The sequence below is a fragment of the Nitriliruptor sp. genome (genome assembly GCF_040882075.1).
GTDB lineage: Bacteria > Actinomycetota > Nitriliruptoria > Nitriliruptorales > Nitriliruptoraceae > Nitriliruptor.
This window is the reverse complement of record NZ_JBBEBZ010000150.1, coordinates 1-16,454: the sequence shown is the minus strand read 5'-3', so window position 1 is coordinate 16,454 and position 16,454 is coordinate 1. Positions and strand designations below refer to the sequence as shown.

Sequence of the window (16,454 nt, the reverse complement as noted above, 5' to 3'; positions counted from 1 at the left end):
GCCCCGTTCCACGACGCTCGCACCACCGGCCCCCTCCCTCGGTGGAGAAGGTACGACCACGCAGCCCGCTCCGTGGCCCGAACACGGCACGCCCTGGAGATGGGCGGGCGCGAACGGTCATCCGAGCCGGGAACGCAGCTCCTCGGTGAACCCACCGGGCATGGCGCCGGCGACGGCCGCCAGCACCACCTCGTCGTCGCTCTCCGGCCAACGGTCGTTCTCGACGATCAGTGCGACCAGCTCCCGCGCCACCTGCACCGGGGGCACCCCGTGGAGCGCCAGCCCGCGCCGGGTCCGGTGGGCCAGCGTGGCGGTGTGCACGCGGCCGTCCCCGAACAGCACCGTGAACCGTTCCGGGTCCTCGGTCGCGAGCACCTCGAAGCCGCAGTTCGCGCTCACGTGGCGATCTCGACGACCGAGGACGAGGCCGGCACGTCGGCGAGCCGTTCGCCGCCCTCGATGCGGACACCGACCCGATCCTCAGCCGGCGCGAGGGGGCACGACCAGGTGGGATCGTGGACGCAGCTCGGGTGGTAGGCGAAGTTGAGGTCGATCTCGAGCTGGCCGCCGCTCCCACCGAGGTCAGCGGATTTGACGGTGTCGAGCAGGTAGCGACCGCCGCCGTAGGTCGTGTCGCCGTTGGTCGCGTCACGCAGCGGGACGAACAGGCCGTCGCCGTAGGCGTCGATCCGGAACACCGAGATGGGGTGTGCGACGTCACCGAGCGGGAGCGCGATCGTGCCGACGCGACGAGCCGGCGTGACCCCGTCCGCGCCGTGGGCGATGCCGAAGGCGATCGGTTCGGCGTCGTGCACGTCGAGCGGGCCGAGCCGGAGATCGGGGTCGTAGGGGTAGACGGGCAGGCCCGTGAAGGCCGGCCGGCGGGCGGCGGGCAACGGGGAGCTCGGGTGGGTGGCGAACAGCTCGTCGCGTTCGTCCCGCCACCACCGCCAGGTGGTCTCCGAGGGTCCGCGCCGACGCACCTCGCCGTAGATGTCCGCCACGCGACGGCGCCAGTCGAGCAGGTCGAGGTCCTCGCGCACCGTCGTCCTCCGTCAGTAGCCGAGCCGCCCGAGCTGCTTGGGATCCCGCTGCCACTCCTTGGCGACCCGGACGTGGGTCGTGAGGAAGACCTTGGTCCCGAACAGCACCTCGAGCTCCTGCCGAGCCGCCGTCGCTGCGGCCTTGAGGGTCGCCCCGCCCTTGCCGATCACGATCCCCTTCTGGGAGTCACGTTCGACGTGGATCACCGCGTCGATCTCGAGCAGATCGTCGCGGCCCTCCGCCGGGCGGACCTCGTCGACGGTGACGGCGATGGAGTGCGGCAGCTCCTCGCGGGTGCGGATGATCAGCTGCTCGCGCACGATCTCGGCCGCGAGCTGACGTTCCGGCTGGTCGCTGGCCCGGTCCGGGGGCAGCAGCCGTGGGCCCTCGGACAGGTGGGAGACGAGCACGTCGGCGAGGTGGTCGACGTTGTCGCCGCTGATGGCCGACACCGGGACGATCTCGGTGAACGTGTGACCGTCGCCGAGCAGGGTGGACAGCTCCTCGAGGGCGGGCAGGACCCGGGCCTTGTCGCGCAGCCGGTCGATCTTGTTCGCCACCGCGACGATCGGGGTCCCGACGCCGGCCAGCTCGCGGGCGAGGAAGCGGTCGCCGCTGCCGATGCCGTCGGCCACGTCGACCATCAGCACGATCAGGTCGACCCCCGCCCAGGTGTCGCGGACCAGGTCGTTGAGGCGCTTGGTCAGCAGCGTGCGAGGCTTGGCGAGACCAGGGGTGTCGAGGAACACCAGCTGGGCGTCGTCGCGCGTGAGGACCCCACGGATGGCGTTGCGGGTCGTCCCGGGGGTGTCGGTGACGATGGCGACCTTCTCGCCGACGAGGTGGTTGAGCAGCGTCGACTTGCCGACGTTCGGCCGGCCGCAGATCGCCACCAGCCCGGACCGGTGGCCCGCCGGGGTGGGATCGCGGAGCCCCGCCAGCATCGCCTCGACGTCGAGCTCCCGCTCGCGCATCAGCGCTGTCCCTGGGCGAGCCGCTTCGGACCGAACCCGTGCGGGAGCAGGTCGGTGATGTGGACGATCAGCGGGCGACCACCGTCACCCGACGCGTAGATGGTCGCGTCCTGTCCGAACTCGAAGATGGTCTGCCGGCACGCGCCGCAGGGGGTGCAGGGGTCCTCGCCGTCACCGACGACGGCGACCGCGACGATCGGGCTGCGGACCCCCGCGGAGATCATCGTGGCGATGGCGCTCTGTTCGGCGCAGGTCGTCATCCGGTACGACGCGTTCTCGACGTTGACACCCTCGAACCGGTGCCCGTCGGCGGTCACGATGACGGCGCCGACGCGGAACGAGGAGTAGGGGGCGTACGCGCGTTCACGGACGGCACGCGCGCCGCGGAGCAGCGCGGCTTCGTCGAGGGGCTTGACCTCGATCGGCGGCAGGTCGGGCTTCACGACACGCTCCAGGTCGGGTCGGCCAGCCTACGCCCGTCAGCTGCGGAACGTGCTCGCGTAGGCCGTCAGACCCGACAGGTACTGCGACCGTTGGAAGGCCGAGCGGTCCGCGACGCGTTCCTGGCTGAGCCGTCCCCGCGCGTCACCGACGCTGGCGTACCCGCGGTCCTGCAGCCAGGTCGACAGGTCGTCGGCGACCTCGCCGATCCGTCCCGGTCCCCGCTCGAGCAACCCGGAGGTGAGCATCACCACGTCCGCGCCCACGAGCACCAGCTCGGCGGCATCCTGGCCGCTGCGGACGCCGCCGCTGGCGGCGAGGGACGCCTCGACCTGGCCTCGCAGGATGGCGGTCCACCGCAGCGGCTCGGCACGCTCCATCGGGTGGGACAATCCGAACACCGAGTGGACCCCGAGCGTCGCGGTGTCGACCGCGAGGTGCGGTGCCCGGCCGAACAGCACGAGGCCAGCGGCACCGGCGTCGACCAGACGACACGCGAAGCTCGGGAGCGCGGACCAGGCCGGCGCCAGCTTGACCGCCACCGGCAGCCCGGAGACCCGCGCGACCGACTCGACGACCTCCAGGGCGTCGCCCTCGACCTCGCGGCCGGAGGTCGCTGCTTCCGCCACGACGCGCAGGATGTTCACCTCGATCGCGTCGGCTCCCGCGACCGCGACGGCACGCGAGAAGCGCACCCACCCGCCGGGCGACGTCCCGTTCAGGCTCGCGATCACCGGCACCGACACGGTCCGCTTCGCGGCACGAACGAGCTCGAGGTAGCGGACGGCCCCGGTGTTGTAGCCGTCGAGCTTCGGCCGGTACCCCGTCGGCGCCTCGGCGTGGACGCCGTGACCCTCCTGGCCGAGGTGCTCGAGCTGGCCGAGCTCGTGCTCGACCTGCTCCTCGAACAGGCTCGGCAGCACGACCGCGCCGACGCCGGCCGCGTCGAGCGCCCGCAGCGCCGACAGGTCCGCGGTCATCGGGCTCGACGAGGCCACGAGCGGACTCCGGAGCTCGAGGCCCAGGTAGGAGGTCGCCAGCGACGGCGCTTCAGCCGCCGGGTCCCCGACGGGCACGGCCCGCCCCGGGCCCGAGAGCAGCTCGCTCCAGGCCTCGGCATCGAGGTCCCACGGCGCGTGCTCCTGCCCGGGGGTCGTCGGCTCGGAGGACGGGGTCGTCGGCTCGGAGGACGGGGTGGTCGGATCGGGCGTGGTCACGGTGCGACCTCCTCGTCGCTGGGTGCCACCTCGGGGTCGGGGACGGGCAGGCCGAGGTGGCGCTCGACCCCGGCGAGCTGCTCGTAGTAGCGCCACCGTTCGGTCACGTCCGCCTGCGCGAGGGTGGCGAGGGACTCGGCCCGTTCCGGGTCGGTCGCCGCGAGGACGGCGTACCGGGCCTCGGTGCTGAGCAGATCGCTCAGCGGCAGGCTCGGTGCCTTCGAGTCCAGGCGGAAGGGACGGTCGCCCTGGTCGTCAGGGTGGTAGCGGAACAGGGGCCAGTACCCGGTCTTGACCGCGAGGTCCATGCGTCGCATCGAGTGCCGCATGTCGACCCCGTGGGCGATGCAGGTCGAGTAGGCCAGCAGCAGCGACGGGCCGGGCCACGCCTCGGCTTCACGGAAGGCCCGCAGCGTCTGCATCTCGTCGGCCCCGAGCGCGATCTTGGCCACGTAGACGTGCCCGTACTGGACCGCCAGCATCGCCAGGTCCTTCTTGGGCGTGGACTTGCCGGAGCTGGCGAACTTGGCGACCGCACCGCGGGGGGTGGCCTTGGAGGCCTGTCCCCCGGTGTTGGAGTACACCTCGGTGTCGAGCACGAGCACGTTGACGTCCTCACCGGACGCCAGCACGTGGTCGAGGCCGCCGAAGCCGATGTCGTAGGCCCACCCGTCGCCGCCGACGATCCACACGTCGCGACGGACGAGCGATCCGGCCACCGTCTCGAGGTGGCGTGCGAGGTCGGCGTCCGGGCCGGTGACGTCGCGCAGGTGACGCCGCAGCTGGTCGACGCGGTCACGCTGGGCGGCGATCCCCGGCTCATCGCTCGCGTCGGCGCCGGCGAGCAGGCCGGCGGTGAGGTCGTCACCGAACTGGCTCCCGAGGCGGACGAGCAGGGAGGTCGCCAACGTCCGCTGGTGGTCGAGCCCGAGCCGGATGCCGAGACCGAACTCGGCGTTGTCCTCGAACAGCGAGTTCGACCACGCCGGGCCGCGCCCGCTGGCGTCGACGCCCCAGGGCGTGGTGGGCAGGTTGCCGCCGTAGATCGACGAGCACCCCGTGGCGTTGGCGATGACCGAGCGGTCACCGAAGAGCTGGCTGAGGAGCTTGAGGTACGGCGTCTCGCCGCAGCCGGCGCAGGCGCCGGAGAACTCGAACAGCGGTTGGAGGGTCTGGCTGTGCTTGACGGTGTCGTGACGCACCGTCGTACGGTCCGGGTAGGGGATGGACTCGAAGGTGCGGAACCGCTCCCGCTCGGTGTCCCGCACGGACACACCGGTGTCGAGGACGTCGAGCGCCGGCGTCATGTCGATCGCCTTGTGGCCGGGCGCGGTCCGGCTGATGACCGGGCAGCTCTCCACGCAGACGCCGCAGCCGGTGCAGTCGTCGGGCGCCACCTGGACGGTCAACAGGTGATCGGTGAGATCCCGGTCCTTGAACGTCTTGGAGAGGAAGCTGTCGGGAGCGTCGGCGATCGCGTCCGGTCCGAAGACCTTGATCTGGATGGCCGCGTGGGGGCAGACGATCGCGCACTTGCCGCAGTCGATGCACAGCGACGGGTCCCAGGTCGGGAGCTCCTCGGCGAGCGTGCGCTTCTCCCACCGGGCCGTCCCGGTCGGGAAGGTGCCGTCGACGGGGAGAGCCGACACCGGCAGCAGGTCGCCCTCACCGGCGACGATCCGGGCGGTGATGCGGGTGACGAAGTCCGACGGCCCGTCGACCGCACCGCGCAGGCCGACCGCCCGCTCCAGGACGTCCGGCCGGGCCACCGTGGCGGTGACGGTCGCGGGGACCTCGACCTCCCGCAACTCGGCGAGCGCCAGGTCGATGACGGCGAGGTTGCGCTCGACGACGCGGGCACCGAGCTCGGCGTAGGTGGTGCGGACGGCATCGGCGATCGCGTCGCGCGCCTCGTCCGCATCCAGCAGGTCCGTCACGGCGAAGAAGGCGACCTGCATGACGATGTTGATCCGCCCCGCCAGACCGGCCTCGCGGGCCAGGCGGTAAGCGTCCACGGTGAACAGCCGCGCCCGACGGTCGATCAGGGTCTGCTGCACGTCAGCGGGCAAGAGGTCGAAGACCTGCTCGGCCGGGAACGGCGCGTTGAGCAGCACCGTCCCACCCTCGCGCAGCGTGGCCAGGACCTCGACCCTCTCGAGCAGTCCGAACTGGTGGCAGGCCACCACGTCCGCCGCATCGATGAGGTAGGGCGCCTCGACCGGTGCCCCGGCGATCCGCAGGTGCGACACGGTCTGTGCGCCCGACTTCTTCGAGTCGTAGACGAAGTAGGCCTGGACGTGGCGGCCGGTCCGCGTCTGGACGATCTTGGCGGTGTTCTTGTTGGCGCCGACCGTGCCGTCGGATCCGAGCCCGATGAAGACCGCGTCGAGGTCACCCGGTCCCCGCGGCAGGCGGTAGGACGGATCCACCTCGAGCGAGAGGTGGGTGACGTCGTCGGTGATGCCGACCGTGAACCGCCGGCGGGGGCGGTCCCGTCGCAGCTCGCCGAGCACCGCCGCGACCATCGCGGGGGTGAACTCCTTGCTGGAGAGCCCGTACCGACCACCGATCACGTCCGGCAGGCTCGGGCGGCGACCCGTGAGCGCGGCCTCGGCGAGCGCGCTCACCACCTCCTCGTAGAGCGGTTCGCCGACGGCGCCCGGCTCCTTTGTGCGGTCGAGCACGGCCACACGTGCGACCGTCGCCGGGAGCACGGCCAGGAACGCCTCGACCGGGAACGGGCGGAACAGGCGCACGGTCACGACCCCCACCTTCTCCCCCGCCTCGACCGCCCGTTCCACGACGCGCCTCGCCGTGACCCCGCCCGAGCCCATCAGCACGAGCACACGGTCAGCGTCCGGCGCCCCGTGGTAGTCGACGACCCCGTAGCGACGTCCGGTGCGCTGCTCGAGCCGGTCCATCGCCGCCTGAACGGCGGCGGGCACCGCGTCGTGGTGGGGGTTGCAGGCCTCGCGGGCCTGGAAGAACACATCCGGGTTCTGCGCCGAGCCGCGCAGCACCGGCCGGTCGGGGTCGAGTGCGCGCAGACGGTGGGCGAGCACGTCCGATTCGTCGACCAACGCACGCAGGTCGTCCTCCTCGAGCAGCGCGACCTCGTTGAGTTCGTGCGAGGTGCGGAAGCCGTCGAAGAAGTGCAGGACGGGCAGGCGGGTCGCCAGCGTGGCGGCGTGCGCGACCGCGGCGAGGTCGTGCGCCTCCTGCGGCGAGGCCGAGGCGAGCATCGTCCACCCGGTGGTCCGGGCCGCCATCACGTCGGAGTGGTCACCGAAGATCGACAGCGCGTGCGTGGCGATCGTCCGGGCCGCGACGTGGATCACCGCCGGGGTGAGCTCTCCAGCGATCTTGAACATGTCGGGCAGCATCAGCAGCAGACCCTGCGACGCGGTGAAGGTGGTCGCGAGCGACCCTGCCTGCAACGCCCCGTGCAGCGCCCCGGCAGCGCCGCCCTCGGACTGCATCTGCACGACCCGCGGCGTCGTGCCCCAGAGGTTGGCTCGCCCCTCGGTCGCCCAGGCGTCACAGTGCTCACCCATGGGCGACGACGGCGTGATCGGGTAGAGCGAGATGGTCTCGGAGAGGGCGTACGCCACGCGGGCAGCCGCCTCGTTCCCGTCGATGCAGACACGGGTGGACACGTCGAGCCTCCGGTCGCGCGGTGTCGCAGCCTCGCGGTGGGGCCGTGCGAGACACCGGCAGCGCTACCGAGGACGCTACGAGGCCACCCCGCTCGGGGGACCCGCCGACCGTCACCCGTGCGCCGGGCCGATGGGCCCCATCAGGACGGGACCGACCGGGCTCAGCTCGCGTCGGCCTCGGGCTCAGCGACCGTCGACCGCACGAGGACCTTGGACACCCGCCGGCCCTGGAGGCTCTCGACGGTCAGCTGTACACCATCGAGATCGATGCGTTCGTCCTGGACCGGGACGCGCCCGAGCGTGCCGAAGATGAGGCCACCGACGGTGTCCCACCCCTCCTCGGGCAGATCGGTGCCGAGCAGCTGGTTGAGGTCGTCGACGCCGAGACGAGCGTCGACGCGCCAACCGCCGGAGTCGAGCGGGTCGACCAGCGGATCCTCGTGGTCGTGCTCGTCGACGATCTCGCCCACGATCTCCTCGAGGAGGTCCTCGATGGTGACGATCCCGACCAGGTCCCCGTACTCGTCGACGACCATCGCGAGGTGGACGGTGGTCTCCTGCAGCTCGCGCAGGAGCTCGTCGCAGCGCTTGGTCTCCGGGACGAACGTGGGGTGCCGGATCAGGTCGATCCAGCGACGGCGACCGTCCGCCGCGACCCGACGGAGCAGGTCCTTGGCGTGGACGACACCGACGACCGTGTCGGGGTCCTCGGCGTCGTGCACCGGGATCCGCGAGACGCCGTGCTCGACCACCACGGTCACCAGCTCGTTGAACGAGGCGTCCTCACGGACGGTGATCACGTCCGGTCGCGGGACCATCACCTCGCGCACGCGGGTCTCGGCGAGCTCCAGGATCGAGCGGATCATGGTCCGTTGCTCGGGTTCGAGCTCCTCGTCCTGCTCCTCGTCGTCCGACCCGCCGTCGTCCTCGTCGTCGCGGTCGGTCGCGTACGGACCGGCGACGCCGTCGCGGCGCGGGACGAGGGCCCGGCCGAGACCGACCAGCACCCGGCTGACCGGGTCGAGCGCACGGACGAGCAGCCGACCGGACGGTGCGAGCCGGCCACCGGCGGACTCGATGGACCGCAGCGTCGCCGTCCGTGGCGCGACCTCGCCGACGACGATCGCGAGGACCGCGGCGAGAGCCACGACGCCGGTGACGCGGGCGTCCTCACCGAGCTGCTCCCACCCGAGGATGCCGGCGACGGCGATGAGCGTCGCGCGGACCACCACCGAGGCCACGAGCAGCACGTTGAGCGCGGTCCCTCGGTGCTCGGTCAACCACAGGAGCGCGTCGGCCCCCTTGGCCTCCTCCTCGTGCAGCCGCATGGCACGCACGAGGTCGAGCTTCTGCACGACGGTATCGAGCGCGGCGAGGTAGGCGGTCAGGCCGAGCAGGAACACGAGGGAGACCAGGGCGACGGTGATCGAGCTCACGCACCCGCCCCGTAGCCGGCCAGCAGACGGTCGGTGAGACCGAACATCTCGCGTTCGTCGTCCTCGGTCCCGTGGTCCATACCGAGCAGGTGGAGGATGCCGTGCACGGTCAGCAGCCGGACCTCGTCCTGCGGTGTGCGACCGAGCCCGGCGGCCTGCTCGTGGGCGACGACGGGACACAGCACGACGTCCCCGAGGATCGACGGGGCGTCTGGCGAGGACTCACCCGGTTCGTCGATGGGGAACGCGAGCACGTCGGTCGCCCCGTCCTTGCCCATGTGCTCGGCGTTCAGCGCGGCGATCGTGTCGCGGTCGACGAGCAGGATCGCGAGCTCCATCTCGTCGGGGACGCGCTGGGCGGCGAGGACGTGGCGCGCGAGCGCGACCAGGTCCTCGGCATCGACCGGTTCGTCCTGTTCGTCGGCGAGGTAGACGGCCACGTCAGCGATCCCCGTCGCGCGCCGCGTCCCGGGCGGCGGCGCGGGCCGCTTCGGCCTCGTCCTCGGCGGCCTGATGCAGCTCGTACGCCTCGACGATGCGCTGGACGATGTGGTGGCGGACCACGTCCCCGGAGGTGAGCTCGGCGAACGCGACCCCCTCGATGTCCCCGAGGATCTCACGGACCACCTTCAGCCCCGACCGCTTGCCGGACGGCAGGTCGACCTGGCTGACGTCACCCGTCACGACCGCCTTCGAGTTGAACCCGATGCGCGTGAGGAACATCTTCATCTGCTCGGCGGTGGTGTTCTGCGCCTCGTCGAGCACGATGAACGCATCGTTGAGCGTGTTGTGCGTCACCAGCAGGTCCTCGGTGACGTAGAGCGAGTCCGCGGCTGCGACCCGGATGCACACCGCCTCCTCACGACCGTCGGGTTCGATGCTCGTGATGAACCGCGCGGGTCGTCCCCCACCGTGCTGCTGGTAGGTACGGAGCTTGCGGCCCAGCCGGAACGGCTCGACCCCCGCCGGCAGCCGCAGATCCAGCACCAAGGCGTCACGCACCGTCGCCGTTCCACCGAGCGATGCGACGAGGAACCGAACATCGTCACCCAGCTGGGCATCCGAAGCCACGTACCGGATACGCCCGCGCTGGCGGCGACCTGGTGCCACCTCGCCACCGCCGTCGAGGATGCCCTGCAACACCGCGAGCCGGACATCAGGAGCGTTCAGCAGGTAGTCCCCGGGCACGCCGCGATCGTCTCGGAGGGTCGGCGCGAGTGCGACCGACGCCGTCCCGCCGAGCGAGGTCGTGGTCGTCGCGAAGGAGGAGGTCGTCGACCCGGTGAGGCAACCATCGCCGAGCAGGAGCCCAAGCGCGTACGGGTCCATCGGGACCTCGCGCGGCTCGAACTCGACCGGTCGGCTGAGCAGCGGAAGCTCGTAGCGGTGGGCGTGCGCGGCTCGCAGCTTGCCGATCATCTCGCGGCTCTCGAGCACGCGGGCGGGCCTCCCGCGGCGGCGATCCGATGCGGTCGTGACGGACCACAGGTGGTCGGCGGTGCAGCGCGTCGACGCGCCGTCCTGCGACGACAGTCGGTAGATGTCATTCTCGCCCTGCGGGAAGGTCCCGAGCACCTCGGTGGGCCTTCCGTCCGAGCCGATGACGTGGTCACCCGGAACGAGGTCCCCGATGGCTCGGAAGCCACTGGGTGTCAGCACCTGCGCGGAGACCGGTTGCGCGCGGCCGCGCATGTACGCGAGAGGGGCGACCTCGATGGTGCCGCGTTCGACGTGGGCGGCGAGCTCCTCGGCCTCCATCATGTCCATCAGCGCGTCCCACAGCGGCTTGAGGTACGGGTCGATCTTCTCGTGCAGGGTGCCGGGCAGGAACCCCAGCCGCTCTCCGGCCTCGACGGCTGGGCGGGTGAGGATGAGCCGGTTGACCTGCTTGGCCCGTAGCGCCTGCACCGCGGCGCCCATCGCGAGGTAGGTCTTGCCCGTCCCGGCGGGGCCGATCCCGAAGGTGACGGTGTTCTCGCGGAGCGCGTCGAGGTAGCGCTTCTGGCCGAGGGTCTTCGGCCGGATGGTGCGGCCACGGTGGGTGATCAGCGCCTCGGAGAGGATCTCGGAGGGGCGCTCGGCCTCGTCGGCACGGATCATGCGGATGGTCTGCTTGACCATGCCGCGGTCGAGCAGCTGCCCGCGTCCGAGTAGCAGGACGAGCTCCTCGAACAGGCGGGAGACGCGGGCGGTCTCGGTCGGATCCCCGGCCAGCGCGATCTCGTTGCCGCGCACGTGGATCGTGGTGGCCGGGAAGGCCTTCTCGACCAGGCGCAGGAACTCGTCCTGGGTACCGAGCAGCGACACCATCGCGTGCTCACCCGGGACCAGGACCTTGAGGTCGGCGGAGGGGGTGCCGGACGCGGAGGCTACGGCGTCGGCGGGTGGTGGGGGTGTCACGGGTGGGTTCGACGCTCCGGACGGGATCGAGGGCTCCGAGAGGGTACTGCCCGGGTGCCGGGCGGGGCGGGGCCGTCAGGGTCGGTGGACGGGGCCGTCAGGGTCGGTGGACGATGCCCGCCTCCGACAACCGGTCCCGGAGCTGGTCGGGGCTCGCCTCGTCCACCAGGGCCAGGGTGTCGAGGTCGGCGGACCGGACCGTCAGGACGCGGCCGAAGTCGCCACGTCGGACGCGGATCGCCTCGACGAAGCGGGCGAGCGCCGGTTCCTGCCCGCGGTGACGTTCGAGCGAAGCCAGGTCGATGACGACGCGGACCTCGTCGTGACCAGCGACGTCCGCTCGGTCCCGGTCGCCCGCCGAGAGCAACTCGATGACGGGCACCCGGTAGAAGCCGGCGAGGTGCTCGAGCCGTCGCAGCGACACGGCCCGCTCGCCGCGCTCGTAGGCCCCGACGACCGAGGCCTTCAGCGTGCCGTCCGAGAGCCGCTCCACGTCCTGCAGCGACAGCTCCTGCTGCAGCCGGACGTGGCGGAGCCGGTCACCGACCTCACGTGCCCGGCGATCCTCGGCCGGGTCGACGTTGCCCGTGGCTGACACGTGCGATCCATCCCGCGCGGCCGTTCGGCCGTGCGGTCCTGAGCGTAGCGAGCCACGTCCGGCCGACCACAGCCCGGTGGTCACCCCCACCGTCCGGTGACCGCGGCGAGGACCGCCACGGCCGCAGCAGCAGCGTGTTCGGTGCGCAGGACCGTCGGTCCGAGCCCCACCGCTTCCGCGCCGCCACCCACCAGGGAAGCGACCTCATCGTCGCTCCAGCCCCCCTCGGGACCGATCGCGACGGTGACACCGGCGGCGCCGGTCACGTCCCGAGCGACCTCGACGAGGGAGCGTTCGGCCCCGAGGTGGGCCACGAGCAGCCGTCCTCCTTCGTCCAACACGGCGGACAGGTCGGCCGTGGCCGTCACGTCGAGGACCGCCGGACGCCACGGGCGGCGTGCCTGCTCGCTGGCGGCGCGGACGATGGCGCCCCAGCGGTCCACTGCCTTCGCAGCGCGGGCCGCATCGAGCTTGACCTGGCTGCGTTCGGCGGCCACCGGCACGAACCGGTCGACACCGAGCTCGGTGACCTGCCGCAGCACCTCGTCGAGCTTGCGGCCCTTCGGCAGGGCCTGGGCCACGGTCAGCGCCGGTCGCGCTGCGGGCAGCACGGTGGCGTCCTCGTGGAGGACGACCGCACCCTCGTCGAACCGCGCCGCGGCTCGGCCTCCGCGCCCGTCGGCGACGACCAGTCGAGCACCGGGCCGGAGCCGGAGGACCCGCGTGAGGTGGTGGGTGGCGTCAGCGCCGAGCGCGATCCGGTCCCCCGCCCGTGCAGCGGCCAGCTCCTCGTCGAGGTGCACGTAGGGCGCGAGGCTCACCGCGGCGTCAGCGGAACGCGTCGCGGAGGCGGGTGAACAGCCCCCGACCGCGCGACTCGAGGTGCTCGCCACGCAGGTCGGCGAGCTGTTCGAGCAGCTCACGCTGCGGCTGGTCGAGGTCGGTGGGGACCTGCACGCGGACGCGCAACCGGAGGTCCCCGCGGCGGCCACCACCGCGTCCGGGCAGCCCGGCCTGACGCACGCGCAGCACCGATCCGGGCTGGGTGCCGGCGGGCACCTCGACCTCGACCTCGTCACCGTGCACGGTCGGCACCGTCACGCTGCCGCCGAGCGCGGCCTGGGTGACCGGCACGGTGACCTCCGCGAGCAAATCGCGTCCGTCGCGCTCGAACAGGTCGTGTTCGGCGATGCGCACCTCGACGTACAGGTCGCCGGCGGGCGCGCCCTGGCGGCCCGCCTCACCGGCACCCACGACGCGGAGCCGATCGCCCTCGTCCACCCCGGCCGGGACGTCCACGGTGTAGGTGTTGCGCTGCGAGGTGCGACCGTCACCGCCGCACCCGGTGCACGGATCGGCCACGGTGCGGCCGGTGCCGCGACAGGCGGCGCACGGGGCGGCGGTGGCGAGCTGCCCGAAGGCGGTGCGCACGACCCGCTGCACCTGCCCGACACCGTTGCACTGCCCACAGGCGGTCGCGGCACCGCCGGAGGCGCTCCCGCTGCCGCCGCACGTCTCGCAGGCGGAGGCCACCTCGACGGCGACCTCACGGCGGACGCCGGCCGCGACCTCCTCGAGGGTGAGCTCGGTGGGGACGAGGACGTCGCGGCCCGGTTGGGCTCGCGGCGTCCCGCGCCCACCGCCGCCCCCGAACGAGGAGCCGAAGAACGCGTCGATGACGTCGCCGATGCCGCCGAAGCCGGCGCCACCGAACCCGAACGGATCGCCCCCGCCTCGGGTGCTCGGCGTGCCGTCGTCGCCGGAGCGGTCGTAGCGGGCGCGCTTGTCGGGGTCGGCGAGCACCTGGTAGGCGTGCGTCACCTGCTTGAACGCCTCCTCGTCGCCACCGGTATCGGGGTGGTGCTCCCGCGCGGCACGTCGGTAGGCCTTCTTGACGTCATCGGTCGAGGCGTCCCGCGGGACGCCGAGCAGCTCGTACAGATCGGACACGACGGGACCTTCGCGAGGTCGGAGACGGGAGGGAGACGCTCAGCCGGAGAGGTCGGAGAGCGAGCGCTGCAGCTCCTCGGCGACGGCACGGACGGTGGACAGCACCGACGCGTAGTCCATCCGCGTCGGACCGAGCACACCGAGCGAACCGGCGGTCACGACGCGGTAGCGCTGCGCCACCAGCGACGTCGATCGCAGGTCCTCGACGGCGTTCTCGCCACCGATCCGCACGAGCGGTGCGTCGTCGGTGGTGTCGGCCAGGAGCCGGGCGAGGGTGGCACGTTCCTCGAGCAGCTGCAGCACGCGGGACAGCTCGTCGCGCTCGAGCGCGGCCTCGTCGGCCAGCGAGGCGCGGCCGCCGACGACCACGTGGTGCACCGTGTCGTCGACCAGACCGGCCGCGGTGGCGTCGGTGATCGCGCGCAGCAGCTCGCGCAGGTCGCCGGGTGCCCCGTCGGTGATCGCGGTCAAGGTGTCGTGCACCTCGCCCATCGGGCGGCCGCGCACCTGGTCCCCGAAGACGGTCCGCACCCGATCGAGGTCGCCGTCGGTGGTGCCGGTGGGCAGGTCGACGGTGCGCTTCTCGACGCGGCCCGTGTCGGCGACCAGCAGCAGCAGCGCGGTCGACGACGACAGCCCGACGAGCTCGACGAGCTTGCACCGGGAGGCGTCGACGGCGGGCGCGATGACGAGCGAGACCAGCCGCGTCAGCTGGCTGAGGACCGACGACGTCCGAGCGAGCAGATCCTCGACGTCTCGGGCGGATCCGAGCAGCTCGCCGATGAGCTCGCGCTGCGGCGCGTCGAGGGCGGGGTTGGTGGCGAGGTCGTCGACGAACCGGCGGTAGCCCTGATCGGTGGGCACGCGCCCGGCTGACGTGTGCGGCTGGGTGATGTACCCGAGCTCCTCGAGGGCGGCCATCTCGTTGCGGACGGTCGCCGCCGAGACGTCGAGCTTGGCGACCTCGACGACGCGCCGAGAACCGACCGGTTCGCCGTCGGCCACGTACTCGGTCACGATCGCACGCAGGACCCGGAGCTTGCGGTCGTCGAGCGGCGGCGGATCGGCGGGCGGCGGATCGGCTGCGCCGCCCGGAGCGAGGTTCGACGCCGTCAGGGTCTCGTGGATGAGCGCGACGGGTCGCGTGTCGTTCCCACCGGTCCCTGCCGCCACCTGGACACCCCCTCCGCGTCGTTCTCCGTCGATCGTGTCGCGCGCGTGCGACGACCCCCGAGGGTAGCGACGGTGGTCCTCCGAGCGGTCGCCCGACCTGCTCACAGCGCCGACGTCGCCTAGGTTGGCCAGCGAAGACGACGAGGAGACCCGCGTGCCAGGACCCCCCGGACCACCGGGCGCCGATCACCGGGACGCACCCGAGGTGGTGCGTTCGCTGATCGACAACACCCAGCTGCTGGTGAAGAAGGAGATCGAGCTCGCCAAGCTCGAGATCAAGGAGATCGTGACCGCGCGGCTCATGGCGGTGGCGTTCCTGGCCATCGCGGGTGTGCTCGGGCTCTACCTCGGCGGGTTCGTGTTCGTCACCGCTGCCAAGGCGCTCGAGCTGGTCGTGGCGGAGTGGCTCGCCTGGCTCATCGTGACCGGCATCGTGCTGGTGCTCGTCGTCATCCTCCTCCTGCTGGCCAAGCGCAAGCTGTCGAAGCCGTCCAACTCGCCGGACACCACGAAAGCGGACGTCCAGGAGACCATCGAGCTCGCCAAGCGGAGGGTGCAGCAGTGAGCGACACCTCACCGGGACGCAACGAAGCGACCGAGCCCATCGACCGGGTCGCGGACGACGCCGAGGCGACCATCCAGCAGGCACAACACCGTGCCGAGGACCGCATCGGGGACGCACGGGACGCGGCGACCGCCAAGGTCCGACGCACCGAACAGCAGCTGAAGTCCAAGGTGCGGGACGCCGAGACGACGGTCCGCAGGCAGGTCGCCGAGGTGCAGGACGCCGTCGGCGGCTTCGATGGGCTGTCCGAACCGACCCCGGCGGGTTCCGTCGGCGAGGCGGTCGAGCAGGCCACGCAGCTGCGTCGCGCCATCGACCGCGACCTCGATGCGCTCCAAGCCAAGCTGCCGCCGGGCGAGGAGCTGGCCGAGAAGGCCAAGACATACGGCGGGGCGGCGCTCGGCGTCCTGGCGGTCGCCGGTGCGGCGTTCCTCGGCCTCAAGCAGCGTGGTGAGCGCAAGCGGGTCGAACGTGAGGCCAAGGCCCACGCGGCGGCGATCGCCCGGTACCTGCCGCAGGCCGCCGGTGAGCCCCGCAGCGACGATGACGGCGGCCACGGTGGCCTGCTGCTGCTGGCCCTCCTGGCCGCGATCGTCGGGGCGGTGGTCGCCAAGAAGCAGCGCGAGGAACCCGTCGACGACGACCTCTGGGGCCCGGCCTGAGCAGCCGCCTCGCGGTCGTCACCGACGACCGACACGTCCTGCACGACCCGGCGTTCGAGCTGAACGCCGGGGTGCGGGTCGAACCACCGTGGGAGCACCCCGGTCGGATCGCCGCGCTGCGCAGCGGTCTGGCGGGCATCGACCACGATCTGGTCGCGCCGACCGAGCACGGCGACGCGCCGCTGTTGGCGGTCCACGATCCGGGCCTCGTGGCCTTCCTCCGGGACGGCTACCGGGCCTGGCGCGACGCGGGCGGTCCCGAGACGCTCATCCCCGACACCTTCTTCTCGTCACGGTGGACGCCCAGCGGTCAGCCGCCGGCGTCACCGCTGGCCGCT

General features: G+C 72.3%; 15 protein-coding genes and 1 pseudogene. 3 read left to right on the top strand and 13 right to left on the bottom strand.

Annotated features, from left to right (window positions below; genetic code table 11):
• Window positions 1-117 precede the first annotated feature (117 nt).
• The 13 genes from WEB03_RS09090 to hrcA all read right to left on the bottom strand — a co-directional run bounded on the left by WEB03_RS09090 (window position 118) and on the right by hrcA (window position 14,889).
• Entirely contained in the window at window positions 118-399 is a 282-nt protein-coding gene (locus WEB03_RS09090; protein WP_368070632.1) for a hypothetical protein, read from the bottom strand.
• Window positions 396-1,043 carry a DUF1684 domain-containing protein gene (locus WEB03_RS09085; RefSeq protein WP_368070631.1) on the bottom strand — a complete coding sequence of 216 codons (648 nt, stop codon included), beginning with the start codon at window positions 1,041-1,043 and terminating at the stop codon, window positions 396-398. The genes WEB03_RS09090 and WEB03_RS09085 overlap by 4 nt, the downstream gene beginning before the upstream one ends.
• Before the next feature lie 12 nt (window positions 1,044-1,055).
• Window positions 1,056-1,988, bottom strand: coding sequence for a GTPase Era (gene era, locus WEB03_RS09080; RefSeq protein ID WP_368070634.1), 933 nt, complete (start codon window positions 1,986-1,988; stop codon window positions 1,056-1,058).
• Window positions 1,989-2,017: 29 nt separating this feature from the next.
• A complete protein-coding gene (cdd, locus tag WEB03_RS09075; protein WP_368070630.1) occupies window positions 2,018-2,461 on the bottom strand; it encodes a cytidine deaminase in 444 nt (147 codons plus the stop codon).
• A gap of 36 nt (window positions 2,462-2,497) precedes the next feature.
• On the bottom strand, window positions 2,498-3,676 hold the full coding sequence (locus WEB03_RS09070; protein WP_368070629.1) for a dihydroorotate dehydrogenase-like protein: 1,179 nt from the start codon (window positions 3,674-3,676) through the stop codon (window positions 2,498-2,500).
• Window positions 3,673-7,332 carry a pyruvate:ferredoxin (flavodoxin) oxidoreductase gene (gene nifJ, locus WEB03_RS09065; RefSeq protein WP_368070628.1) on the bottom strand — a complete coding sequence of 1,220 codons (3,660 nt, stop codon included), beginning with the start codon at window positions 7,330-7,332 and terminating at the stop codon, window positions 3,673-3,675. The genes WEB03_RS09070 and nifJ overlap by 4 nt, the downstream gene beginning before the upstream one ends.
• Window positions 7,333-7,493: 161 nt before the next feature.
• Window positions 7,494-8,768 carry a hemolysin family protein gene (locus tag WEB03_RS09060; RefSeq protein WP_368070627.1) on the bottom strand — a complete coding sequence of 425 codons (1,275 nt, stop codon included), beginning with the start codon at window positions 8,766-8,768 and terminating at the stop codon, window positions 7,494-7,496.
• Window positions 8,765-9,208, bottom strand: a complete 444-nt coding sequence (gene ybeY, locus WEB03_RS09055) for an rRNA maturation RNase YbeY (RefSeq protein ID WP_368070626.1) — start codon at window positions 9,206-9,208, stop codon at window positions 8,765-8,767. The genes WEB03_RS09060 and ybeY overlap by 4 nt, the downstream gene beginning before the upstream one ends.
• A gap of 1 nt (window position 9,209) precedes the next feature.
• Window positions 9,210-11,078 carry a PhoH family protein gene (locus WEB03_RS09050; protein ID WP_368070633.1) on the bottom strand — a complete coding sequence of 623 codons (1,869 nt, stop codon included), beginning with the start codon at window positions 11,076-11,078 and terminating at the stop codon, window positions 9,210-9,212.
• A gap of 187 nt (window positions 11,079-11,265) precedes the next feature.
• Window positions 11,266-11,766 (bottom strand): helix-turn-helix domain-containing protein, encoded by a 501-nt coding sequence (locus WEB03_RS09045; protein ID WP_368070625.1) that lies wholly within the window; start codon window positions 11,764-11,766, stop codon window positions 11,266-11,268.
• Window positions 11,767-11,846: 80 nt separating this feature from the next.
• On the bottom strand, window positions 11,847-12,587 hold the full coding sequence (locus tag WEB03_RS09040) for a 16S rRNA (uracil(1498)-N(3))-methyltransferase (protein WP_368070624.1): 741 nt from the start codon (window positions 12,585-12,587) through the stop codon (window positions 11,847-11,849).
• 7 nt (window positions 12,588-12,594) lie between these two features.
• Window positions 12,595-13,716, bottom strand: a complete 1,122-nt coding sequence (gene dnaJ, locus WEB03_RS09035) for a molecular chaperone DnaJ (RefSeq protein ID WP_368070623.1) — start codon at window positions 13,714-13,716, stop codon at window positions 12,595-12,597.
• Window positions 13,717-13,755: 39 nt separating this feature from the next.
• Window positions 13,756-14,889, bottom strand: a complete 1,134-nt coding sequence (hrcA, locus tag WEB03_RS09030; protein WP_368070622.1) for a heat-inducible transcriptional repressor HrcA — start codon at window positions 14,887-14,889, stop codon at window positions 13,756-13,758.
• Window positions 14,890-15,043: 154 nt separating this feature from the next.
• Here hrcA and WEB03_RS09025 point away from each other — a divergent pair, with 154 nt between their 5' ends.
• The 3 genes and pseudogenes from WEB03_RS09025 to WEB03_RS09015 all read left to right on the top strand — a co-directional run.
• Window positions 15,044-15,454 carry a phage holin family protein gene (locus WEB03_RS09025; protein ID WP_368070621.1) on the top strand — a complete coding sequence of 137 codons (411 nt, stop codon included), beginning with the start codon at window positions 15,044-15,046 and terminating at the stop codon, window positions 15,452-15,454.
• A complete protein-coding gene (locus WEB03_RS09020; RefSeq protein WP_368070620.1) occupies window positions 15,451-16,116 on the top strand; it encodes a hypothetical protein in 666 nt (221 codons plus the stop codon). The genes WEB03_RS09025 and WEB03_RS09020 overlap by 4 nt, the downstream gene beginning before the upstream one ends.
• Before the next feature lie 71 nt (window positions 16,117-16,187).
• Window positions 16,188-16,454: pseudogene (locus WEB03_RS09015) on the top strand (hypothetical protein); the annotation flags it as partial.

Bases quoted from the DNA above. Each gene is read 5' to 3' on its own strand.
- era (WP_368070634.1), bottom strand. From the start codon at position 1,988: ATGCTGGCGGGGCTCCGCGATCCCACCCCGGCGGGCCACCGGTCCGGG.
- WEB03_RS09050 (WP_368070633.1), bottom strand. From the start codon at position 11,078: ATGGTGTCGCTGCTCGGTACCCAGGACGAGTTCCTGCGCCTGGTCGAG.